Origin of the sequence: Burkholderia sp. BCC0506 (assembly GCF_902833145.1) — a bacterium.
Lineage (GTDB): Bacteria > Pseudomonadota > Gammaproteobacteria > Burkholderiales > Burkholderiaceae > Burkholderia.
Genome location: NZ_CADFEN010000002.1, coordinates 745,469 through 768,701, shown reverse-complemented (window position 1 = coordinate 768,701; position 23,233 = coordinate 745,469). Strand labels below are relative to the sequence as shown.

Genomic DNA, 23,233 nt, shown 5'->3' with positions numbered 1-23,233 from the left:
GGTGTCATCAAGCATGGCGACGCAGGTTAACAGCCCCCATCATCGTTTACAACACCCAAAACAAAAATGCCGTTCAGTTCTTAACTGAACGGCATTAGGGCTTCGGCCCGTCTTTTTTTGTTTAGACTTGGAGTGTCAGGCCATTTGCACCCCAGGGAGCCGCCATGCCACACACTCACTACACCACGCTGATCTCCGCTGCCAATCTCGCCGAGCGCCTGGCCGCGGCGCCCGGCAGCGTCGCATTGTTCGACTGCCGCTTCGATCTCGCCGATCCCGGCGCCGGCGAAGCCGCGTATGCGGCCGGCCACCTCCCCGGCGCGCAATACCTTCATCTCGACCGCGACCTGTCGGGCCGCAAGACGGGCACCAACGGCCGCCATCCGCTGCCGACCCGCGACGCGCTCGCCACGCTGCTCGCCAGCCGCGGCCTCAAGCAGGGCCAGCAGGTCGTCGCGTACGACGCGCAAGGCGGCGCCTATGCGGCACGCCTGTGGTGGCTGCTGCGCTGGCTCGGCCACGATTCGGTCGCCGTGCTCGACGGCGGGCTGCAGGCCTGGGAAGCGGCCGGCCAGCCGCTGACGACCGACGTGCCGAAACCGGCCGCCGGCGACTTCCGCGCGGCAACGCCGCTCGAATCGACGGTCGATGCAGCGGCCGTGCTCGCGAACGTGTCGTCGCACGCGCGCGTCGTGATCGATGCACGCGCACCCGACCGCTATCGCGGCGAAAACGAAACGAACGATCCGGTGGGTGGCCACATTCCAGGTGCGCGCAACCGCTTCTTCAAGGACAACCTGACTGCCGACGGCCGCTTCAAGACCGGCCATGAGTTGCGCGAGGCGTTCACCACCGTGCTCGGCGGCACCGAGCCGAACCGCGCGATCCTGCAATGCGGCTCCGGCGTCACCGCATGCCACAACGCGCTGGCGCTGGAAGTGGCGGGCCTGCACGGCGCGTCGCTGTACCCGGGGTCGTGGAGCGAATGGAGCGCCGATCCGTCGCGGCCGATCGCGACCGGCCCGAATCCTTGACCCCCCGCGCGACTCGATGAGTATGAAGCGGCGGCCGATGCCGCGGCGGCCGATGCCGCGGCGGCCGATCCCGCGGCGGCCAGTGCCGCAGCAGCCGATGCCGCCGCTCGTTGCTTACATCACGCCGTACTTGTGGAACCACTCGATCGCGCGCTTCCACCCATCCTCGGCGTCGGCCTTCACATAGCTCGGCCGGTAGTCGGCGAAAAACGCGTGACCGGCATCCGGATACACGACGATTTCCGATTCGCGCGCGAGCTTCGAATCGCTCGCCTGGATCGCCTTGCGCATGTCCGCGAGCGACGCCTGCGTGATGTTCTGGTCCTTCTCGCCGTACAGCCCGAGCACCGGCACCTTCAGCAACGATGCGTGATCGACCGGGTTGAACGGCGTCATCTCGTCGGTTTTGCCTTCGACGAACCCGTACCACGCCACCGCGGCCCGCACGTGCGGATTGTGTTCCGCATACAGCCACGCCTGGCGACCGCCCCAGCAGAACCCGGTCACGCCGAGACGCGTGAGGTCGCCGCCGTTCTTGCCGGCCCACGCGACCGTTGCGTCGAGGTCCTCGGTGACCTGCCGGTCCGGCACCTTGCTGATGATGTTGTCGTAAAGATCCTTGATCGTCGGATACTTCGCCGCGTTGCCCTGCCGGGCGAACAGGTCGGGCGCGATCGCGAGATAGCCGAGCTTCGCGAAGCGCCGGCACACATCGGCGATATGCGCATGCACGCCGAAGATCTCGTGAATCACGATGACGACCGGCAGGTTCGTCTTGTCGACCGGCTGGGCGCGATAAGCCGGCACGCTCGCATCGCCCGAACGGATCTCGATGGTGTCGACGTCCAGCCCGGTGCTGTCGGTCGTGACCGTCTGCGCCGACACGGGCAGCACGGCCGCCGCGAAGGTGCCGCCCAGGGCGGCCTGCATGAACTTGCGGCGCGAGAACGGGACATGGGGGACCAGGCTGTCGACTTCGGGTTTCAACATGAATGCACTCCTCGATTGGGCGCCGCCGTCACGATCGCGGAACGGCATGACGGGGCATCGCACCGGCGCGCGGTGCGGAGGTCGCGGCGGTTGGCACCCCGCCGCGAACGAAAACCCGGACAAGATGCCCAATAATCCGTTGTCGCGTCAACTGTCAGATGTGTAAGACTCGATTACGTCGCGTTGCGGCGATCGAATCGACATGGCGCGCAAGCCCGCCGAAGGCCTTGCCGAATCACCGTACGGATGCGCATGGCCGAGCTCGTCGTGCGACCGAATGTTTGCGAATCGAAAAGAAAAAACGGGCGGGGAACACGCATGGCATGCGTCCGCCCCGCCCGCTTCGCACGCACGCGCGCGATCAGTGCAGCTTCACGCGCGGCAGCGTCGTGCGCCGCAGCCAGTGCGCGACCGTGTCGAGCATCATCCGCGGATAACCGTGCAGCGCCGCGATGTGCAGCCGGTACAGCGACATGTACATGAAGCGCGCGAACAGCCCTTCGATCAGCATGTTGCCGCCGATCAGCCCGCCCATCAGGTTGCCGACCGCGCTGAAGTGGCCGAGCGACACGAGCGAGCCGAAATCGCGATACGTGAACTCGGGCAGCGGGCGCCCTTCGAGCCGGCAGCCGATCGCCTTCAGCAGGAAACTCGCCTGCTGGTGCGCCGCCTGCGCACGCGGCGGCACGTTGCGTTCGTTGCCCGGCCATGCACAGGCCGCGCAATCGCCGAGCGCGAACACGTTGTCGTCGGTGAAGGTCTGCAACGTGCGGCGCACGTCGAGCTGCCCGAGCTTGTTGACCTGGAGGCCGTCGAGCTGCGAGAGCACGGACGGCGCCTTGATGCCGGCCGCCCAGACCGTCAGGTCCGCGCGCACCGCCTTGCCGCTCGCGGTATGCACGAACCCGGGCGCCACCTCGGTCACGCGCTCGCCGAGCATCAGCCGCACGCCGAGCTTCTCGAGCAGTTCGGCCGTCGCCGCCGACACGCGATCCTGCAGGGCCGGCAGGATCCGCGGCCCCGATTCGATCAGCACGATGCCGACGTCATGGCGCGGATCGAGCTTGTGCAGCCCGTACGCGGACAGTACCTGCGCGGTATTGCGCAGCTCCGCGGACAACTCGACGCCCGTCGCGCCGCCGCCGACGATCACGACCTGGATGCGCGGCTCGGCCGACTCGCCTGGCGCACTCGGCGCCGGCGCCTGGTGCTCGGCGCGCATGCATGCCGCGATCAAGCGCTTGCGGAAGCGTTCGGCCTCCCCGACCGTGTCGAGCGCAATCGCGTTTTCCGGCGCGCCCTGCACGCCGAAGAAGTGCGTCGTGCTGCCGATCGCGATCACGAGGGTGTCGTATTCCAGCTCGCGCGCCGGCAACAGTTCCACGCCGTCGCTGTCGTTGATGGGCGACAGCGTCAGACGCTTCGCCGCGCGGTCGAGCCCGGTCAGCTCGCCCTGCTGGAACTCGAAGCCGTGCCAGCGCGCCTGCGCCGCATATTCGAGCTCCTGCGTGAACGGGTCCATGCTGCCGGCCGCGACCTCGTGCAGCAACGGTTTCCAGATGTGCGTCGGATTGCGGTCGACGAGCGTGACGAGCGCACGCGCGGGACGATTGCCGCGCGCGCCGTAACGGTCGCCGAGCCGCGTCGCCAGTTCCAGGCCGCCGGCGCCTCCGCCTACGATGATGATCCGATGCATCTGATTCCCCCTTTGCGATTCGAAACTGCTGCCGCCGGATGAAGCAAACGCCATGCACTCACGCCACCCGACGGATTAACCGGTTCGGACATCATCGATGTGCAGTTCGAAGCACTTCGATGCGCCGGCCCGGAACGCGGGGCGCGCCGCCCCGCGTCAATGACATGACTGACATGCATTGTCCGGGAGCTTGCGCGTTGACCACAAGCAAACCACCTCGATATTCAGCATCCCTGCAACACTATGCCGCGGGGAACAGGCACCGCGCGGGGGTGCGTCAGTGTGCCTCTTCCCAGTTCGCGCCGGCGCCCACTTCGGCAACCAGCGGCACCTTCAGCTTCGCGACGCCGCACATCATTTCCGGCAGTTTCTCGCGCACGAGCGACAGCTCGCCGTCGGGCACCTCGAGCACCAGTTCATCGTGCACCTGCATGATCATCCGCGACGCAAGCCCGTCGCGCGTGAGCCAGTCGTCCACCGCGATCATCGACAGCTTGATCAGGTCGGCCGCCGTGCCCTGCATCGGTGCGTTGATGGCCGCGCGCTCGGCGGCCTGGCGGCGCGGACCGTTGCCGCCGTTGATCTCGGGCAGCCACAGGCGGCGGCCGAAAACGGTTTCGACGTAGCCCTTCTCCTTCGCGGTCGCGCGCGTGTCTTCCATGTACTGCGCGACACCCGGATAGCGGGCGAAATAGCGGTCGATGTAGAGCTTCGCCGCGTCGCGCGTGATGCCGAGATTCGACGCGAGCCCGAACGCGCTCATCCCGTAGATGAGCCCGAAGTTGATCACCTTCGCGATCCGGCGCTGGTCGGAATTGACCTCCAGCGGCGTCACGCCGAACACCTCGGCGGCCGTCGCACGGTGGATGTCCTCGCCCTGCGAGAACGCGCGCAGCAGCGACGCGTCGCCCGAGATGTGCGCCATGATCCGCAGTTCGATCTGCGAATAGTCGGCCGACACGATCCGGTGGCCCGGCGACGCGATGAACGCCTCGCGGATGCGCCGGCCTTCGGCCGTGCGCACCGGAATGTTCTGAAGATTCGGGTCGTTCGATGCGAGGCGGCCCGTCACGGCGACCGCTTGCGCATAGTTCGTGTGCACGCGGCCGGTGGCGGGGTTCACCATGCGCGGCAGCTTGTCGGTATAGGTCGACTTCAGCTTCGACAGCCCGCGATGCTCGAGCAGCAGCTTCGGCAGCGGATAGTCCTCGGCCAGCTTCTGCAGCACTTCCTCGTCGGTCGACGGCGCGCCGCTCGGCGTCTTCTTCACGACCGGCAACTGCAGCTTCTCGAAGAAAATCTGCCCGATCTGCTTCGGCGAGCCGAGATTGAATTCGCCGCCCGCCAGTTCGTACGCCTGGCCCTCGAGCTCGATCAGGCGCGTCGCGATTTCGGTGCTCTGCGCCTGCAGGCGCGCATCGTCGATCAGCACGCCCGTGCGCTCCATCTTGCGCAGCACGAGCGACACCGGCATCTCGATCTCGCGGTACACGCGCTCGAGCCCCGGCTCGCGCGCGATCTGCGGATACAGCGCGTGATGGAGCTGCAGCGTGATGTCGGCATCTTCGGCCGCGTATTCCGCGGCCTGCGCGAGCGCCACTTCGTCGAAACCGATCTGCTTCGCGCCCTTGCCGGCCACGTCCTCGTACTTGATCGTCTTGACGCCCAGATGACGCAGCGCGAGGCTGTCCATGTCGTGCGTGCGGTGCGATTCGAGCACGTACGATTCGAGCAGCGTGTCGTGCTCGATGCCGTTCAGCGCGATGCCGTAGTTCGCGAGCACCTGTGCGTCGTACTTCAGGTGCTGGCCGACCTTCTTGCGATCGGCCGATTCGAGCCACGGCTTCAGGCGCGCGAGCACGTCGTCGAGCGGAAGCTGCTCGGGCATGTCGGGGCCGCGGTGCGCGACCGGCAGGTAGGCCGCCTTGCCCGGCTCGACCGAGAACGACAGGCCGACGAGCCGCGCGAGCATCGGATCGAGCGCGGTCGTCTCGGTGTCGAACGCGGTCAGCGCGGCCGCATCGATCTTCGCGAACCACGCATCGAACTGCGCCCAGGTCTGGATCGTGTCGTATTCGCGCACGACGTCCGCCGCGATCACCGGGGCCGGCTCGCCTTCCGGCGCATCGGCGCCGTCGCCTTCCGCGGGTGCGCTCTCGACCTCGCGCAGCCAGGTCTTGAAACCGTAGCGCGCGAAGATGTCGCGCAGCAGGTCGCGCGCTTCGCCGTCCGTCTTCAGCGACGCTTCGATCGACTCGAGATGCGGCGCGAGATCGCAGGCCGTGTCGACGGTCACGAGCTGGCGGCCGAGCGGCAGAAAATCCAGCGCGCGGCGCAGATTGTCGCCGACCACGCCCTTGATCTCGCCCGCATGTTCGATCACGCCGTCGAGGCTCTCGTATTGCGACAGCCACTTCACGGCCGTCTTCGGGCCGCACTTCTCGACGCCCGGCACGTTGTCGACGGTGTCGCCGATCAGCGCGAGGTAGTCGATGATGCGCTCGGGCGGCACGCCGAACTTCGCGATCACGCCGTCGCGGTCGAGCGTCTCGTTGGTCATCGTGTTGACGAGCGTGACGCGCTCGGTCACGAGTTGCGCGAGATCCTTGTCGCCGGTCGACACGATCACGTTCATCCCGTGTCGTTCGGCTTCGCGTGCGAGCGTGCCGATCACGTCGTCGGCCTCGACGCCCTCGACCATCAGCAGCGGCCAGCCGAGCGCGCGCACCGCGCCGTGGATCGGTTCGACCTGCAACGCGAGATCGGGCGGCATCGACGGGCGGTTTGCCTTATAGTCGGCATAAAGGTCGTCGCGGAACGTCTTGCCCTTTGCATCGAACACGCAAGCGCTATACTCTGCACTGACTTCCTTGCGCATACGGCGCAGCATGTTGATGATTCCGTAGAGCGCTCCGGTCGGCTCCCCGCCAGGGCCACGCAAATCAGGCATCGCATGGTAAGCCCGATACAGATAGCTCGAACCGTCAACCAATAGCAGGGTCTTACCTTCCAGATTTCGTTCTTCAGGCATTATGAACAAGAGAAAAGTGATTCCGAGTCTGCGTTCGCTCGCAGATCAAGAACGCGCGACGGCCAAGAAGGCGCGCGCATCGTGGCAGATGTTCACGATTATGGCAGAGTTTATCGAGGCGACCGAGTACCTGTCGGAGATCCGCCCGGCCGTCAGCATCTACGGTTCTGCCCGCCTCAAACCCGACAACCCGCACTACAAGCTCGCCGCGCAGATCGCGCGCAAGCTGTCGGACGCCGGCTTCGCGGTGATCTCCGGCGGCGGCCCCGGCATCATGGAAGCCGCGAACAAGGGCGCGCACGCCGGCAAGGCGCCGTCGGTCGGCCTGAACATCGAGCTGCCGCACGAGCAGGCCGGCAACCACTACCAGGACATCTCGCTGCGCTTCCGCCACTTCTTCACGCGCAAGGTCACGTTCGTGAAGAACTCTGATGCGGTGATCGTGATGCCGGGCGGCTTCGGCACGCTCGACGAGCTGTCCGAAGTGCTCACGCTGATCCAGACGAAGAAGTCGCGCCTCGTGCCGATCGTCCTCGTCGGCAGCGAGTTCTGGCAGGGGCTGCTGCAATGGTTCCGCGATCAACTGATTCCGATGGGCCTGATCAACCCGGAAGACATGGACCTGATGCAGGTGATCGACGATCCCGACCAGGTGCTCGACGCGGTGCTCGCGTTTTACGAGGACAGCGGCGAGGAAGAAGGTTCGGACGACGACGATCATCCGCCGCGCCCGGAAGAAGACCGGATGTTCTACCTGTAACCGGTCGGTGACGGCAGCCGGCCCGACGGCCGGCGTCGTTCTTTTTATGCAGCGAATAGCGCGATCCGGCGGCCCGCCGGACGTGACTTTGTAACGCGCTGTTAATACCCGCGCTCCGCCGTGCGCGGTCGAATGTCAAATCCCCGCAGCGGGCACCGCACCATGCTGCGGGATCATCCGTATCGGCCGGCCGCCAATGTCAAATGGATGGCACGCCGCGCGCTCGCGCGCCGTCAATCCTCCGTAATAATCACGACTCGCCTTTTCCGTCGCGCGGCAGCACACTGCATCGTGTCGGCGCGGCGTTCCCCCGGTGGAACGGTCCCCCTCGCTTCCATCGCGTCGCGTCGGCCCATTCATCACGACATCACGGAAAAGAACATGCAACGCTCGCTGATCGCCCTCGCTTTTGCCGGCCTCGGCCTTTCGCTGTCCGGCCTCGCTCACGCCGTCAACGTCGACGTCAACATCGGCACGCCCGCGCCGGTCGTCGTCGCGCCCGCCCCGGTCGTGGTCGCCCCTGCACCGGCGGTCATCGTCGGCTGGCACGGCGACCGCTACTGGGATGGCCATCGCTACTGGGAACGCCGCGAGTGGGAAGAGCGTCATCGCGGTCATGGCGGCTATCACTGCCCGCCGGGGCACGCGAAGAAAGGCGAGTGCTGAGCGACATAGACGCAGCACGGCCGTTCGACCCGCAAGGCCGCCCGCGCACTCCGGTGCCGGGCGGCCTTTTGATTTCCGGTCGTCGACTCCCGAACGAACGGCGGCCGAACCGCTCGATTTCGAGTGGTAGGATTGCCCTTGTTCAGGGCCAATTCCGCCATTCATGCCGCTCATCCGAATCTGGGCTGTCGACCATGCGCTTGCGTCCGGCATCGCCGCGCCCACCGACATTCTCACGGCGGCCAACCACATCGCGTCATCGATGACGTCAGGCCGTCCGGCCCCGCCGTTCCGCTGGCGCGTCGAATCGATCGGCGGCCGGCCCGTGCGCACGGCGTCAGGGCAAGTCATTCCGGTCGACGGTGCGATCGACGGCGGCAGCGCCGCCGACGCGATCTGGCTGACCGGTCCGCTCGTCGCGAATCTCGACCGGCTGCTCGACCGGCCCGCATCGCTCGCGCCGCTATTTGACGCACTGCGCCGGCAACACGCGCGCGGCACGCTGATCGCGACGTACTGCACGGGTGCGTTCCTGCTCGCGGAAGCCGGATTGCTCGACGGCCGCGTCGCGACCACGCACTGGTCGAAAGCGTCGAGCTTCCGCGCCCGTTATCCGGACGTCGCGCTGCGCGCGTCGGACGTCCTCACCGAACAGGACGGCCTCCTCTGCGGCGGCGCGGTCACGTCGTACCAGAATCTCGCACTGCGGGTCGTCGACAAACTGGCGAACGCGCGCGTTGCCGCGTCGGTCGCCAGGCTCATGCTGATCGACATGAATCGCGACTCGCAGGATTCGTTCATCGACCTCGACCGAATGGGCCACGCTGGTCACGACGATCCGGCCATCGCACGCGCGCAACGCTGGATGGAAAAGCACTTGCGCGAACCCTTCAGCCTCGCGCGGCTGAGCGACCATGTCGCGATGAGCGAACGCACGCTCCATCGTCGCTTCCGGGATGCGGTGGGCGCCCCGCCGCTCAGGTATCTGCAGACGCTCAGGATCGAAGTCGCAAAACGACTGCTCGCGGAAACGAAGCTCGCGATCGACACGGTGTGCGAACGCGTCGGCTATGCGGACATCAGCGGTTTCCGCCAACTGTTCAAGCGCGAGACCGGCATCTCGCCGAGCCAGTATCGCCGCCGCTTCGCGCGTTAGCCGCCTGACACAGCCGAGAAGTGCGATGTCGGAAATGGCATCGTCGAATGGCAGTTTCGCCACTTCGCGCATCGGGATGCGGTTCATACACTGGATTCACGTCGCGGGAATCGCAGCGACGCCGTCTCCACGAACCCAGGACACCATCATGCCGATGATCGATGTGACCCTCCCCGAAGGGGCGCTCGCGCCGCAGGCCGAAGCAAGACTGATGAACGAACTGACCACCACGCTGATTCGTCACGAGGGGCTCGATCCCGACGATCCGCGCGTGCGGGACGTGACCTGGATCTTCGTCCATCGGCCGGCGGCCGTGTATCGCGCAGGCGTCGTCGCGCCCGCGCCGATCTACCGGATCGTGCCGACCGTACCGGAAGGACAGTACACGGACGCCGCGCGCGCCGCACTGATCGCCGACGTGACCGCCGCCGTCGCGCGTGCGGAAGGCGCGCCGGTCGACGCCGTCGCGACACGCGTGTGGGTCTTTCCGACGGAAATCGACGACGGCTGCTGGGGCAGCCGCGGCACGGTGCGCCGGCTGCCGGACATCATGGAATATTTCGGCGGCGCGACGTTGCGTGCAGTCGGGGAACGGCGGCTCGCGAACAAGCGGCACGCGGATGCGAGCCGGGTCGTCGATGCGGTGCGCGATTCGATGCGGGAAACGGCCCGCAACGGGTCGCACGAATCCGCCGCCGGAGCCGCGGGCTGACGCAGCACCGGAACCGCGTGACAAGGTAGGGCTCCGCTTGCCCCCAAATACGGCCTCTCCGGCGAGGCGACGCAAAAAACCCCGACCACAGGGGGACCGTGACCGGGGCAAGCAACCGTCCATACTCAGGCACGAGGAGGGACGTATGACCAGTCTAGGAAGCCTGTTTCAATTCCCAAATAGTGGAAAACGATCATTTAAAACGAGACTATTTCCGCTAGGGAATCAATGACAAGCCTGTGGCGCAGCCATTGAAACGCTTGTCCGAGTGATTTGCACGGCCGGCGGCCGCTTCACCTGTATCGGCGCGTACTCGGGTTGGAAACGCGCCTGCCGGCGCGCACGATTGGCCGACGAGAACGCGTGCGAAGAAAGGGGAATCGTCCGAACCCGCTGGACCTGGTCGACAAGAAGGCTCCCCGGATCATCCGGGAAGCCTGATACCGCGAGGGCCCGTTACTGGAACGCCACTTCCGCGAAGCTCCGCAGCTTGCGGCTATGCAGCTTGTCGAGCCCGTTCGTGCGCAGGATCTCCATCGCCTTCACGCCGATCTGCAGATGCTGGTCGACCTGCCCGCGATAGAACGTGTCGGCCATGCCCGGCAGCTTCAGCTCGCCGTGCAGCGGCTTGTCCGATACGCACAGCAACGTGCCGTACGGCACCCGGAAACGGAAGCCGTTCGCGGCGATCGTCGCGCTTTCCATGTCGAGCGCAATCGCGCGGCTCTGCGACAGCCGCTGCACGGGCTCGCGGTGGTCGCGCAGTTCCCAGTTGCGGTTGTCGACGCTCGCGACCGTGCCCGTGCGCATCACGCGCTTCAGCTCCGCGCCCTCCAGCCGCGTGACCTCGGCCACGCCGCGCTCGAGCGCGAGCTGCACTTCGGCCAGCGCCGGGATCGGCACCCACAGCGGCAGGTCGGCGTCGAGCACGTGATCTTCGCGCACGTAACCGTGCGCGAGCACGTAGTCGCCGAGGCGCTGCGTGTTGCGCAGCCCCGCGCAGTGGCCGAGCATCACCCACGCGTGCGGACGCAGCACCGCGATGTGATCGGTGATCGTCTTCGCGTTCGACGGGCCGACGCCGATGTTGACCATGGTGATCCCGCTGCCGTCCGCACGCTTCAGGTGATACGCGGGCATCTGCGGCAGGCGCGGCGGCGCGGTGCCCTCCGCGGGCTCGCCGCCGAGGTTCGCGTTGTACGTGACGACGTCGCCCGGCTCGACGAACGCGCTGTACTCGCTGCGGTACGCGCGCACCTCGGGATCGTCGCTTTCCGTCATCAGCGTGCGGCCGAGCTTCACGAACTCGTCGATGTAGAACTGGTAGTTCGTGTAGAGCACGTAGTTCTGGAAGTGCGTGGGCGACGTCGCCGTGTAGTGACGCAGCCGGTGCAGCGAGAAGTCGACGCGCGCGGCGGTGAACAGCGCGAGCGGATGCGGCTCGCCCGGCGCCGGCTCGAACGTGCCGTTGACGATGCGGTCGTCGAGATACGACAGGTCGGGCGTGTCGAAGATGTCGCGCATCGCGAGCAGGCGGTCGCGATCGAGCTCGCCCTCGAGATGAATGCCTTCCGGAAACGCGAAATGGATCGGAATCGGCTGCGACGACACGCCGATCTCGATCTTGACATGGTGATTCTTCGCCAGCAGGCGCAGTTGCTCGCGGTAGTAGTTCGCGAAGAGATCGGGACGCGTGACCGTCGTCTCGAATACGCCGGGCCCCGCGACGAAGCCGTACGAGCGGCGCGAATCGACGTGCGTGTTGACGTCGGTGCGGATCCGCACGAACGGATAGCACGCGCGCACGTGCTCGGTGATCGCTTCGTGGCGGCGATAGCGCGCGAATGCGTCGCGCAGGAAGCCCGTATTCGTGTCGTAAATGGCGGACAGCCGCGCAACGGCGGCGATCGGATCGTCGAAAGCCTCGACCGACGGGCTTTCGGGCGACAGCACACGGTGCCGGCGGCTCAAATCGTTCTTCATTTTCATCACCTCGTCTGATCCGACGACATTACCACGGAACCCGGTCGCCCTCATGGCCGCCCCTGCGCACGCAGGGGCCGGATGGCGCGCAGTATTTGCTAAAATCGGTGGGTTCACTGGAGACTCATCATGAAGCCGCTCATTTTCGTCGCCGCTGCCGTCGCGCTTGCCGCCGCCAGCGTCGCTCACGCCGCCGGTGGCACGCCTGACGCCGACGCGCAGGCCCGGGCCGAGGCCAACGAAGCCGCCGGCCTGCCCGATCTCCGCAAGATCAACCGGCCTGGCGCCGAAGTCACGTCGAAAGTGGACTTCGCCGACATCCGCCGCACGCCGAGCTTCCACGAAAAGAGCAGGAGCGGCACCGAAGTGACCGAGTACCGCGACCGCGGCAAGCCGGTCGAGATCGACGTGAAGTCGAACTTCGGCACGCGCTACCAGATGAGCTCGACACCCGACACGTCGCCGAAGCCGCACGACGCGGGCATCCCGATCACGCGCCTGCCGTCGCTGAACCTGCGCTACTGATTCCGTGGCGCGGCGCACCGACCGCGCCGCGCCGCCCCCTTCACCCGCTGTCGCGATGCACGCCGCCCGCGTGCCGACACCCTGACCTGACGCATCCCGCATGGCCGTTTTCACCGCTGTTTCCGACTCCGATCTCGCGCACTGGATGCGCCACTACGAACTGGGCGACGTGCTTGCGTTCCGCGGCATTCCGTCCGGCATCGAGAACAGCAATTTCTTCCTGACGACGACGCGCGGCGAATACGTCCTCACGATCTTCGAAAAGCTCACGGCGCAGCAACTGCCGTTCTACCTCGACCTGATGCGCCATCTGGCCGCGCACGGCGTGCCGGTGCCGGACCCGGTCCCGCGTGACGACGGCGCGTTGTTCGGCGAGCTGCACGGCAAGCCGGCCGCGATCGTCACGAAGCTCGACGGGGCAGCCGAGCTCGCGCCGGGGGTCGAACACTGCATCGAGGTCGGGCAGATGCTCGCGCGGCTGCACCTCGCGGGGCGCGACTATCCGCGCAGCCAGCCGAACCTGCGCAGCCTGCCGTGGTGGCAGGACAACGTGCCGGCGATCGTGCCGTTCGTCACGGACGCGCAACGCGCGCTGCTCGAACGCGAGCTCGCGCACCAGGCCAGCTTCTTCGCGTCGGACGACTATGCGGCGCTGCCGGCCGGGCCGTGCCATTGCGACCTGTTCCGCGACAACGTGCTGTTCGCGCACGCGGCGCCCGGCACCGGCCACGACGTGCGCCTCGGCGGCTTCTTCGACTTCTATTTCGCGGGCTGCGACAAGTGGCTGTTCGACGTCGCGGTCACCGTCAACGACTGGTGCGTCGACCTCGCGACCGGCGTGCTCGACGCCGCGCGCGCCGATGCGCTGCTGCGCGCGTACCAGACGGTCCGGCCGTTCACGGCCGAGGAACGCCGCCACTGGAGCGACATGCTGCGCGCCGGCGCGTACCGCTTCTGGGTGTCGCGCCTGTACGACTTCTACCTGCCGCGCGCGGCGGAGATGCTCAAGCCGCACGACCCCGGTCATTTCGAACGCATTCTGCGTGAGCGTATCGCGCATACGCCCGCGCTTCCCGAGATCCAAACCGCATGCAACTGATCGAAGTGCCCGCGAAAACGGGCTATGTCTGGTTCCGTCAAGGCATCTGGCTGTTCCGCCGGAATCCGCTCGCGTTCATCACGCTGTTCTTCACGTACCTGCTCGCGATTACGCTGGTGTCGATGGTGCCCGTGATCGGCTCGGCGCTGCCGCTGGTATTCATTCCCGGCGTCGCGGTCGGCTTCATGGCCGCGTGCCGCGACACGGTGGCCGGCAAGACCGTGATGCCGACGATCCTCGTCGACGGTTTCCGCTCGTACGGCGCCGTCGCGACCCAGCGGCTGCTCGCGCTCGGCGTGATCTACGTCGCGTCGATGGTGCTGGTGTTCGCCGCTTCGTCGTTCGTGGACGGCGGCGCGCTGTTCCACGTGATGATGGGTGCGGCCGACGAAGCGAATACGACGCCCGAGACGCTCGCCGCGCAAGGCACGCTCGGTGCGCTGTTCTTCGCGACGCTGCTCTATCTGCCGGTCGCGATGCTGTTCTGGTTCGCGCCGGTGCTGGTCGCGTGGCACGACGTGCCGCCGGCGAAGGCACTGTTCTTCAGCGTCGTCAGCTGCTGGCGCAATCGCGGTGCCTTCGCCGTATACGGCGTGCTCTGGTTCGGTGTCGCGCTCGGCACGTCGCTCGCGCTGTCGCTGCTGCTTCAGGCGCTCGGCGCCGGCGCGTATGCGCTGACGATCATGATGCCGGTGACGATCATCATCGTCACGATGCTGTACTGCTCGTTCTACGCGACCTATCGCGGTTGCTTCGGCGTGCAGGAACCGGGCGCGACGACGACGATGTCGGGCCGCTGACCCTCTCCCGGCCGGCGCAGGTCGCCGGCCGCCCCCGCTGTTTCCCGCGCCGGGTCGTCGCCGGCGCGCTTCGCTCTCGCCCCGTTTCCGGTATCGACCGCCGCTGGTCGCCCCTGTTCAACCCGATCTTTTGCGCGCAAAATAATTCGTGTACAAATCGTTCGCGTATTACCGCGCCGCCCGAATCATGGATCGCCCGCCCCCGCTGCCCCAGACGCTCGACGAGCAATTGTGCTTCGCGCTTTACTCGACTTCGCACGCGATGACGAAGGCGTACAAGCCGCTGCTCGACAAGCTGTCGCTGACCTATCCCCAATATCTCGCGATGCTCGTGCTGTGGGAGCGCGACGACATGGCCGTGAAGGACATCGCCGCGCGGCTCGATCTCGATCCGGCCACGGTCACGCCGCTGCTCAAGCGGCTGGAAGCGCTCGGCTACGTGGAGCGTGTGCGCAGCGCGGCCGACGAACGCGTCGTCAACGTGCGCGTGACGCCGGAAGGCCGTGCGCTGAAGGATCGTGCGCGCTCGGTGCCCGCCGATCTCTTTTGCGCGATGCAGCAAACGCCCGAATTCCTGGTCAGGCTGCGTGCCGACCTCCAGCAGTTGCGCGACGCGTTGTCGACAGCCAACGAACGCTGACAGGCCACGTGCGGATCGCCCCACCCGGCGCTGCCGGTTTTTTCTTCAAAATTTCATTTGCACACTAATGATTTGTGTTCTATATTTCGTTCGTGGCCGGCGACATGCCGTCTGACCGGACCGCTTTTCCCTCTCTTCCCGACAGGAGCTGCACGATGAACATTCTGTACAAGACCAGTGCCACGAGCACGGGCGGCCGCGACGGCCGCGCGGTATCCGCCGACCACAAGCTGGAAGTGAAGCTGGCCGCGCCGCGCGAACTCGGCGGCACGGGCGCGGAAGGCACGAATCCGGAGCAACTGTTTGCCGCAGGTTACTCGGCGTGTTTCCTGAGCGCGATGAAGTTCGTCGCGGGCCAGAACAAGCAGACGCTGCCGGCCGATACGCAAGTCACGGCGGAAGTGGGCATCGGCCCGAACGACGCAGGCGGCTTCGGGCTCGACATCGAGCTGCGCGTGTCGCTGCCGGGGCTCGACAAGGCCGACGCGCAGGCGCTGGTCGACAAGGCGCACCACGTGTGCCCGTATTCGAACGCCACGCGCAACAACGTGCCGGTGCGCCTGACGGTCGTCTGACGCGACGCGGGGCCCGGAGAAATGCAAAAAGGGCGCGTGCGGCACCATGCCGCACGCGCCCTTTTGCGCGAATCGTCGAAATGGCGGGCCGGCAGGCCCGCGTGCGCCGCTTAGCGCGCGCCGAACGAATACGGGCGGTTCATTGCCGCGTCGCGATCGATCTTGCGCATACGGAATTCGAGATCGTAGATGTCGGTGGCTTCGGCCAGGTACGCATCGGCGCGCTCTTTCGCAGCCGTTTCAGCATTCTTGGTCAGCATCAGGAAGAGGTGGCTCAGCAGGTACATGATCGATCTCGCTATACGAAGGTTCTTTGACTAGGGTTTTCCCGAATTATAGGGAAAACCCTAGCCTTTGACCAGCGTCGATCAGACGATGCGTCGTTCGGTCGCCACAGTGCGATGATTCGCCTCGAAAAAGGCCCAGATCATCGCGCTTGCGTCGGGGCCGACCGCCGCGTGAAACGGCACGGCTTCGTCGCCGCCGGCCCACGCGTGATCGAGCCCCTTCACGTGACAAAGCCGCACCACCGGCTCGCCGTCGCGACACACATCGGTGATCTGGGCGCCCGATTCGCGCGTCTCGACCCGCTCGCCGCCGCGCAGCGCGCCGCGGCTGTCGGCGAGCCCGTTCAGGCGCATGAACTGCACGGCGAGCTGATCGGCGTTCTTCGGCGCGACGACATGATCGGCGTCGCCCTGGACGATCAGCGCGGGCATGCCCGGATACGCGCCGGCATCGACCAGCGCGTCGACCGCCGCGGCCGGGTTGTGCCGCAGGCCGCGCCGCATCACGTCCATCGCGGTGATGCCGGAATTCGCCTCGCCGAGCGCCGGGCCCGAGTGCAACGCGACCGCCGCGAAACGGTCCGGATGATGCAGTGCAAGAAGCGATGCGAGCCCCGCACCGGCCGACAGCCCCGCCACGTAGACGCGCGACGCGTCGAAACCGTGTTCGTCGACCAGTGCGTCGACCAGCGACGCCACCGCGTTCGCCTCGCCGCGCCCCGCGCGGTCGGTGTCTTCATACCAGTGCCAGCAACCGTGCGTGTGCGCACGCAGCGACTGTTCCGGATACAGCACCGCGAAACCGTGCTTGTCGGCCAGCAGGTTCATCCGCGTGCCCTGCGCGAATTCGTCAATGGACTGCCGGCAGCCGTGCAGCATCACGACGAGCGGCATCGCACCGCGCCGGCGGCCGGGCGGCACGTAGAGCCCGTACGCGAGATGCTGGACGAGGCGGCCGAGCGCGGGCGCCATCGGATGTTCGCCGCGCGTCCAGTCGCCTGCCGCCCACGCGGCCGCGCGCGGCCGCACGCGCGACTCGCGTGGCGGGGACAGATCGGATACGGCAGGAGAGGCCGCGGCCTCGAGCGCGTCGCGTGTGATGCGCCGCGCATCGCGCGCCGCGCGCTTGGCGGCCGGAGACAGCATGCGTTTCACGCCGCCCAGCCACACCTTGGTCAGACTTTTGGTCATCGATCGGGCTCGCAGTCAGGAAAAATAGGGGCGCCATGCACGCGCCGCAACGGATGCATCGTTCGGCTTTGTGCAATGCACCATAACATTGTTTCTCGGATTTTTCCTGCGCGCCGATAGTTCCCGGCGGCAAAAAACGGGACGCATGCGGACGCGGCGCTATACTGGGGTTTCGCCGCTTGTATCCGTTGTAGTCGTTCTTTCCGGCTCGCGCGTTGATTTAAGCATTCTCCCCGCCTTCGTTTGCCCCTTCCCGATGTTCGACCTGTCCTCTCACCTGTGGATCATGATCACCGCGTTCGGCGGCGCCGGCCTGACCTTGCCGCTCGCGATCACGATTGCCGTCTGGCTCGCGCTCGGCTACTCGTGGCGGCGCGCGGCCGCGTGGCTCGGCGTGCTCGCGGCCGCGATCGGCGTGGTGGCGCTCACGAAGATCGCGTTCCTCGGCTGGGGCATCGGCATTCGCGCGTGGGATTTCACCGGGTTCAGCGGCCATGCGATGCTGTCGACGTCGGTGTATCCGGTCGCGATGTTCCTCGCGCTGATCCGCACGCGCACGCCGGTGCGGATCGCCGGCATCGCGCTCGGGCTGGCGGCCGGCATCGCGGTCGGCGTGTCGCGGGTCGCGCTCGACGCGCATTCGCCGTCCGAATCGATCACCGGCTGCATCGTCGGCGCGATCGCCGCGCTCGGGTTCATCGCCGGCTCGTGGCGCGCGGTGCCGCACCGCTGGTCGGTGCCGGCGGTCGTCGCGAGCCTCGCGCTCGTCACCGCGGCGCTGCACGGCATCACGGTGCCATCGCACCGCTGGGTCACCCGGGTCGCGCTGGAACTGTCGGGCCACGAGCGCCCGTTCGTCCGCGCGCGCTGGAAGGCCAATCCGAACTACCATCCCGCATCGCAGCCGTCGTCGCTGCAGCGCACCGAATCGGCGCCGCACATGCTTCACGCGTGACGGGCCGCCCGGACGTCACGCCCGCCCTTTTTCCCGTCTGACCATTTCATGCGGACCGTCGCATGAGCAGTATGTCGAGCGTTATAACCCGCCCTATATTACGATTACGGTTTTCATCCTTTCCACACGAATCCGCCATGCGCTCGACCGTCCGTCCGCTTCGCCGCACCCTGCTTCGCCTGTTGCCGATCGCCGCGCTTGCCGCCGGGTTCGCGTTCAGCGCGCCCGCCTCCGCCGCCGACGAACTGGTCGTGTCGGCCGCCGCCAGCCTGACGAACGCATTCAAGGCCGTCGGCGACGCGTACGAAAAGCAGCATCCGGACACGAAGGTGCTGTTCAACTTCGGCGCGTCGGACGTACTGATGCAGCAGATCGCCAAGGGTGCGCCGGCCGACGTGTTCGCGTCGGCCGACCAGAAGGCGATGGATCGCGCGGTGAACGAAAAGGTGATCGTGCCCGGCACGCGCCGCGACTTCGCGGCGAACTCGCTGGTGCTGATCGTGCCGGCGGACAGCCATGCGGCCGCGCCGACGTCGCTGCGCGACCTGACCACGCCCGGCGTGAAGCGCATCGCGTACGGCGACCCGGCCTCGGTGCCGGTCGGCCGCTACACCGAGGGCGCGCTGCGCGCGGCCGGCGTGTGGGACGCCGTCAGCGCGAAGGGCGTGCTGGCCGCCAACGTGCGCCAGAGCCTCGACTACGTCGCGCGCGGCGAGGTCGACGCGGGCTTCGTGTTCGGCACCGACGCCGCGATCATGCCGGGCCGCGTGAAGGTGGCGCTGACGGTGCCGACCCAAGCGGCCATCACCTACCCGATCGCGGTGGTCAAGGACAGCCGCCACGCCGCGCAGGCGCAGTCGTTCATCGACTTCGTCGCGTCGCCGCAGGGCCAGGCCGTGCTGTCGACGTTCGGCTTCAAGCCCGCCAAGTGAGCGTGTCGCAATGCAAGACGCCTGGGTCCCGCTGCTGCTGTCGCTGAAGGTTGCCGGCTGGGCGACCGCGCTCGACATCATGCTCGGCGTCGCGGCCGCGTTCGTGCTCGCGCGCTGGCGCTCGCCGCTGCGCGACGTCGTCGATGCGGTGCTGACGCTGCCGCTCGTGCTGCCGCCGACGGTGCTCGGCTATTACCTGCTCGTGCTGCTCGGCCGGCGCGGCGTGTTCGGCGCGTGGCTCGACACGCTCGGCATCGAGCTGGTGTTCACCTGGCAAGGCGCGGTGATCGCGTCGATGGTCGTCGCGTTTCCGCTGATCCTGAAATCGGCGCGCGCGGCGTTCGAAGGCGTCGATCCGCATCTCGAGCGCGCCGCGCGCACGCTCGGGCTCGGCGAAGTAGCGGTGTTCTTCCGCGTGACGCTGCCGCTCGCCACGCGCGGGATTCTCGCCGGGGCGCTGCTCGCGTTCGCGCGCGCGCTCGGCGAATTCGGCGCGACGCTGATGATCGCCGGCAACCTGCCCGGCCGCACGCAGACGCTGTCGGTCGCGATCTACGCGGCCGTGCAGACCGGCGACGACAGCACGGCGAGCTTCCTCGTGCTCGTGACGTCGATCACCTGCGTGCTCGTGCTGCTCGCGACCGGCTGGCTCGTGCCGTCGCGCGCCCGGCGGAGCCAGCCGACATGAAGCGCCCGTGCCGCCCGTCTCGCCGGCGCCATTGCGCGGCCGGCCTGTTTCGGCGGAGGCCCGCATGAGCCTCGTCGTCGACATCCGCAAGACCTGCGCGAGCGCCGAGCGGCGCTTCATGCTCGACGTGTCGTTCACGGCAACGACGCAGCGTGTCGTGCTGTTCGGGCCGTCGGGCGCGGGCAAGAGCATGACGCTGCTGGCGATCGCCGGGCTGCTGACGCCCGACGAAGGCACGATCACGCTGAACGGCGAGCCGCTGTTCGACGCCGCGCGCCGCATCGACGTGCCGACCCGCGACCGCCGTGTCGCGTACCTGTTCCAGGACTACGCGCTGTTCCCGCATCTGAACGTGCGGCAGAACATCGCGTTCGGGCTCACGGCCGGGCTGCGCAACCCGCGCGCGAAGACAGTGCCGCCGGAGGTCGCGTACTGGCTGCGTGCGTTCGACCTCGAATCGCTGGCGGGGCAATATCCGTCGCAACTGTCGGGCGGGCAGAAGCAGCGCGTGGCGCTCGCGCGCGCGCTGGTCGCGCGGCCGCGCATCCTGCTGCTCGACGAACCGTTCGCGGCGCTCGACGGCGCGATGCGCCAGCGCATGCGCCATGAGCTCGCCGAACTGCAGGCGCGGCTCGACATCCCGATGGTGCTGATCTCGCACGACCCCGACGATGTCGCCGCCTTCGGCGACCAGGTCGTGCAGTTGAGCGAAGGACGCGTGCAGGCGAGCTCGCCGCACACCGAGTGGCCGACGCGCGTCAGCTGAACGCGCGACGCCGTGGTCGTGATCGTGGCGCTCGCCGCCACGTTGGAGCCTGAGAGAAGCCGCACCGCGGCGCATGCTGAAAGCGGAAACGAAGCCGGTGCGACGCACACGCGTGCGGTACCGGCTTCGCCCCGTCCTCGCACCGCCGGACCAGGGGGGAGCCGCGCTGGCCGGGTCAGCCGGTCACCGCCAGAATCACGCTCGATGCCTTGAACAGCGCGATCGCGCGCCGGCCGGCAGCGAGTTGCAACGCGTCGACGCTGTCGTTGGTCACGACGGCCGTCAACGTGCCGCCGCCGTCGAGCGCCAGCGTCACCTCGCTGTTCACCGCGCCCGCCGCGACGGCTTCGACGCTGCCGCACAGCCGGTTGCGCGCGGACACTTTCAGGTCGGGGCCGCCATCGTCGACGGCGAGCACGACCCACGACGCCTTCACCAGCGCGCACGCATCCGCGCCTTCCCGCAGCCCGAGCGTCTCGGCGCTTTCGTGCGTCAGCACGGCGACGACGGCTTGCCCGCCCGGCAGCGCAAGCGTCACCTCGTCGTTGACGGTGCCGCGCACGATCGACGCGACCTTGCCGAACAACTGGTTGCGCGCGCTGGTCTTCATCCCGATCCGGCCGATCAGCGCCCAGTCGACGTCGAAGCCGGCCACGGCCGCGCTCGCGGCCTCGATGAAGCGGCGATGCTCGCGCTCGATCGTGCGGAATGCGGCGATCAGCGACGTCGCACGCGGCGTCAGCGTCGTGCCGCCGCCGCCCTTGCCGCCCGTCGAACGCGCGACGAGCGGTTCGCCGGCGAGATTGTTCATCGTGTCGACCGCGTCCCACGCGGCCTTGTAGCTGAGGCCGACGGCCTTCGCCGCACGCGTGATCGAACCGGTGTCGCCGATCGCCGCGAGCAGCGCGATGCGCGTCGCGCCGCCGAGCGTCTGTTCGCCGGCGCGCAGCCACAGCTCGCCGCCCAGTTCGAGCGGCTCGGCGGACGAGGAAGAATGCGGTGCGTCGGTCATCATCGGCATGCGTGCGGAAAACGGGCGGCCATTATAGGGTCGGCGCGCGGCGCTCAGCCCGGCTTGCCGTCGAGCTTCGGCGGCCGCAGGCTGGCCAGCAGCGTTTCGGCGTCGCGCGCCGCGCGCTGTTCGAGCGCGGCGCCGTAGCCGCGCACGAAACCGAGCTGATACGGCGGCGCGGCCAGTTGCTCGAGATGGTGCAGCGCGACCATCGCGTCGTTCGCCTCGCCGAGCACGCTCTGCACGCGCGCCAGCGTCTTGACCGTCTCGTTGCGCGTGCGGCGCGACGCCAGCGATGCGAAGAATTCGAGCGCGTAGCGCAACCGTTTCGCATCGATGCGCACCTGGTGGCGTGCCGCCGTGTCGAGCGACGTGAGCGACGGCGACCCGTACAGATGACCGAACAGCCGCCGCACGCGCTTGGTCGCGTGACGCCGCAGCGACGGCGCGTCGTCGCCGTCGGCCGCCGGCAGCGCGAGCGCGCTCAGCCATTCGAGCCAGCCGAGCGTCAGCCGCGCATAACGGGCCGAATGCAGCGCCTGCCGCAGCTCGACGCGGGCGGCCGTCGACTGCGCGCGGGCGGCGTCGAGCGTGCCGCCCCAGTCGCTGCCGCCGCCATCGGCCGCGATCAGCGCGGGCAGGCTCTCGGTCGCGAAGACGTCCCAGTCGCGCACCATGCCGAGCAGCGCGGCGAGCCAGCGCAGGTCGACGCCGAGCGTGTCCTTCCACTGACGGTCGGTAAAGCGCGGGAAAAAGCGTATCAGCGTGCGCAGGCGGCGCAGCGCGACGCGCATCTGGTGCACGAATTCGGGATCGTCGCGCTCGAGCACGCCGCATTCGTTGCCGAGCCATTGCGCGGTGATGTCGCGGGACAGCGCGAACAGCGCGGCGCGCTGCGTGCGGATGCCGGTCAAGTCGACGGGCTGCGCCTTGACCAGCGCGGCAGCCATCGGCCCACCCGCACAGGCGCGGTCGATCACGCTCGTCAGTTGCACGAAGGCGGGCCACGCCCCGCTCAGTTCGCGCGCCGCGGCAAACAGCGCATGCAGTGCGGCGGTGCGCGCGGCAACGTTCTCCCAGTCGGGTGCGGCCAGACGCAACTCGACGTAGCGGCGCGGCGGCTCGCCGCCGCCGTGCAGCGCGATGTCGTCGAGCGTCATCTCGACCACGACACCGCTGTCGTCGGCCCAGCGCCCGCGCCGCCGTTCGCTGACGACGCGCAGCGCCGATGCCTGGGACCGCGCTTCGTCGGTGTCCGGTGTCGCGCCGTCGATGTCGGCAGCCGGCGCGTCGTCATCGGCCGGGGCAGCCGCCGCGGGCACCGGCAGCGGCGTCGCGACGACGATGCCCGCGTGCTCCGCGTCGAACAGTTCGCGCTGCGTCACGCCGGGAGCGAACGTCCGGGTGCGCGACGCGACGACCCGCGTGCCATGCGCGTTCGATTCGACCCAGGTCCACCAGCTCGCGCCGGGGCTGCGCTCGGCTTCCTCGATCCGGCACGGCTCGATCGTCACGCGCTCGTGGCCGCGCCGCATCCGGACCTGCGGGCAGATCCGCCACGCACGCACGAGCTCGGCGCCGAAGTCGCGCTGCGCGCCCCGGGCGCGGCCCGTGCCCTTGCCCGGCCACCCTTCCAGCGACAGCGACAACACGATTTCCAGCACACGCGACATGAAAGCTCCTGCACAAGAAGGATCGCCGGCGCATCGACCGCGCCGGCGTCGCTCGTGAAGCA

At 67.8% G+C, this 23,233-nt stretch carries 22 protein-coding genes; 14 read left to right on the top strand and 8 right to left on the bottom strand.

Translation table 11 applies throughout. The features are described 5' to 3' along the window. The first annotated feature begins 164 nt into the window (after nt 1-164). The gene (locus tag HWX62_RS07425) at nt 165-1,034 is read left to right on the top strand and encodes a sulfurtransferase (protein WP_175932390.1); all 870 of its coding nucleotides are present in this window, start codon (nt 165-167) and stop codon (nt 1,032-1,034) included. Nucleotides 1,035-1,148: 114 nt separating this feature from the next. Here the strand turns inward: HWX62_RS07425 and HWX62_RS07420 are convergent, their stop codons facing one another. The 3 genes from HWX62_RS07420 to polA all read right to left on the bottom strand — a co-directional run bounded on the left by HWX62_RS07420 (nt 1,149) and on the right by polA (nt 6,751). Further along, on the bottom strand, nt 1,149-2,024 hold the full coding sequence (locus HWX62_RS07420) for a dienelactone hydrolase family protein (RefSeq protein WP_175932389.1): 876 nt from the start codon (nt 2,022-2,024) through the stop codon (nt 1,149-1,151). Between the two features lie 361 nt (nt 2,025-2,385). Continuing rightward, nucleotides 2,386-3,720 carry an NAD(P)/FAD-dependent oxidoreductase gene (locus HWX62_RS07415; protein ID WP_175932388.1) on the bottom strand — a complete coding sequence of 445 codons (1,335 nt, stop codon included), beginning with the start codon at nt 3,718-3,720 and terminating at the stop codon, nt 2,386-2,388. A gap of 277 nt (nt 3,721-3,997) precedes the next feature. Beyond that, entirely contained in the window at nt 3,998-6,751 is a 2,754-nt protein-coding gene (gene polA / locus HWX62_RS07410; protein WP_175932387.1) for a DNA polymerase I, read from the bottom strand. A gap of 1 nt (nt 6,752) precedes the next feature. Between polA and HWX62_RS07405 the strand changes: the two genes are divergently transcribed. From HWX62_RS07405 to HWX62_RS07390, 4 genes are all read left to right on the top strand, one after another. Further along, nucleotides 6,753-7,511, top strand: coding sequence for a TIGR00730 family Rossman fold protein (locus tag HWX62_RS07405; RefSeq protein WP_175932386.1), 759 nt, complete (start codon nt 6,753-6,755; stop codon nt 7,509-7,511). Between the two features lie 381 nt (nt 7,512-7,892). Next, nucleotides 7,893-8,177 (top strand): hypothetical protein, encoded by a 285-nt coding sequence (locus HWX62_RS07400; RefSeq protein WP_175932385.1) that lies wholly within the window; start codon nt 7,893-7,895, stop codon nt 8,175-8,177. 163 nt (nt 8,178-8,340) lie between these two features. Next, nucleotides 8,341-9,333, top strand: a complete 993-nt coding sequence (locus HWX62_RS07395; RefSeq protein WP_175932384.1) for a helix-turn-helix domain-containing protein — start codon at nt 8,341-8,343, stop codon at nt 9,331-9,333. Nucleotides 9,334-9,481: 148 nt separating this feature from the next. Beyond that, the gene (locus HWX62_RS07390; protein ID WP_175932383.1) at nt 9,482-10,045 is read left to right on the top strand and encodes a tautomerase family protein; all 564 of its coding nucleotides are present in this window, start codon (nt 9,482-9,484) and stop codon (nt 10,043-10,045) included. 456 nt (nt 10,046-10,501) lie between these two features. Here the strand turns inward: HWX62_RS07390 and HWX62_RS07385 are convergent, their stop codons facing one another. Continuing rightward, nucleotides 10,502-12,028, bottom strand: a complete 1,527-nt coding sequence (locus HWX62_RS07385; RefSeq protein ID WP_175932382.1) for an AMP nucleosidase — start codon at nt 12,026-12,028, stop codon at nt 10,502-10,504. 129 nt (nt 12,029-12,157) lie between these two features. Between HWX62_RS07385 and HWX62_RS07380 the strand changes: the two genes are divergently transcribed. From HWX62_RS07380 to HWX62_RS07360, 5 genes are all read left to right on the top strand, one after another. Continuing rightward, nucleotides 12,158-12,553 carry a hypothetical protein gene (locus tag HWX62_RS07380; protein ID WP_175932381.1) on the top strand — a complete coding sequence of 132 codons (396 nt, stop codon included), beginning with the start codon at nt 12,158-12,160 and terminating at the stop codon, nt 12,551-12,553. A 100-nt stretch (nt 12,554-12,653) separates the two neighbouring features. After that, a complete protein-coding gene (locus tag HWX62_RS07375) occupies nt 12,654-13,652 on the top strand; it encodes a homoserine kinase (protein ID WP_175932380.1) in 999 nt (332 codons plus the stop codon). After that, nucleotides 13,643-14,452, top strand: a complete 810-nt coding sequence (locus tag HWX62_RS07370) for a BPSS1780 family membrane protein (RefSeq protein WP_175932379.1) — start codon at nt 13,643-13,645, stop codon at nt 14,450-14,452. Before HWX62_RS07375 ends, HWX62_RS07370 begins: the two co-directional genes overlap by 10 nt. A gap of 187 nt (nt 14,453-14,639) precedes the next feature. Further along, nucleotides 14,640-15,092 (top strand): MarR family transcriptional regulator, encoded by a 453-nt coding sequence (locus HWX62_RS07365; protein WP_175932378.1) that lies wholly within the window; start codon nt 14,640-14,642, stop codon nt 15,090-15,092. 155 nt (nt 15,093-15,247) lie between these two features. Then, nucleotides 15,248-15,667 carry an organic hydroperoxide resistance protein gene (locus tag HWX62_RS07360; protein WP_048988685.1) on the top strand — a complete coding sequence of 140 codons (420 nt, stop codon included), beginning with the start codon at nt 15,248-15,250 and terminating at the stop codon, nt 15,665-15,667. 110 nt (nt 15,668-15,777) lie between these two features. Here HWX62_RS07360 and HWX62_RS07355 read toward each other — a convergent pair whose 3' ends face one another. Then, entirely contained in the window at nt 15,778-15,954 is a 177-nt protein-coding gene (locus HWX62_RS07355) for a DUF3563 family protein (protein ID WP_175932377.1), read from the bottom strand. 81 nt (nt 15,955-16,035) lie between these two features. Continuing rightward, nucleotides 16,036-17,145 carry a PHB depolymerase family esterase gene (locus tag HWX62_RS07350; RefSeq protein WP_175932376.1) on the bottom strand — a complete coding sequence of 370 codons (1,110 nt, stop codon included), beginning with the start codon at nt 17,143-17,145 and terminating at the stop codon, nt 16,036-16,038. A 256-nt stretch (nt 17,146-17,401) separates the two neighbouring features. Here HWX62_RS07350 and HWX62_RS07345 point away from each other — a divergent pair, with 256 nt between their 5' ends. From HWX62_RS07345 to HWX62_RS07330, 4 genes are all read left to right on the top strand, one after another. After that, nucleotides 17,402-18,100, top strand: coding sequence for a phosphatase PAP2 family protein (locus HWX62_RS07345; RefSeq protein WP_175932375.1), 699 nt, complete (start codon nt 17,402-17,404; stop codon nt 18,098-18,100). Nucleotides 18,101-18,237: 137 nt separating this feature from the next. Next, a complete protein-coding gene (gene modA / locus HWX62_RS07340) occupies nt 18,238-19,032 on the top strand; it encodes a molybdate ABC transporter substrate-binding protein (RefSeq protein ID WP_175932374.1) in 795 nt (264 codons plus the stop codon). Between the two features lie 10 nt (nt 19,033-19,042). Beyond that, entirely contained in the window at nt 19,043-19,720 is a 678-nt protein-coding gene (gene modB, locus HWX62_RS07335) for a molybdate ABC transporter permease subunit (RefSeq protein WP_175932373.1), read from the top strand. A gap of 64 nt (nt 19,721-19,784) precedes the next feature. Continuing rightward, entirely contained in the window at nt 19,785-20,486 is a 702-nt protein-coding gene (locus HWX62_RS07330; RefSeq protein ID WP_175932372.1) for an ATP-binding cassette domain-containing protein, read from the top strand. Between the two features lie 175 nt (nt 20,487-20,661). Here HWX62_RS07330 and HWX62_RS07325 read toward each other — a convergent pair whose 3' ends face one another. Continuing rightward, complete coding sequence (locus HWX62_RS07325) at nt 20,662-21,498, bottom strand: TOBE domain-containing protein (RefSeq protein ID WP_175932398.1); 837 nt, start codon at nt 21,496-21,498, stop codon at nt 20,662-20,664. Between the two features lie 53 nt (nt 21,499-21,551). After that, nucleotides 21,552-23,171, bottom strand: coding sequence for a CHAD domain-containing protein (locus tag HWX62_RS07320; RefSeq protein WP_175932371.1), 1,620 nt, complete (start codon nt 23,169-23,171; stop codon nt 21,552-21,554). Nucleotides 23,172-23,233: the final 62 nt, after the last annotated feature.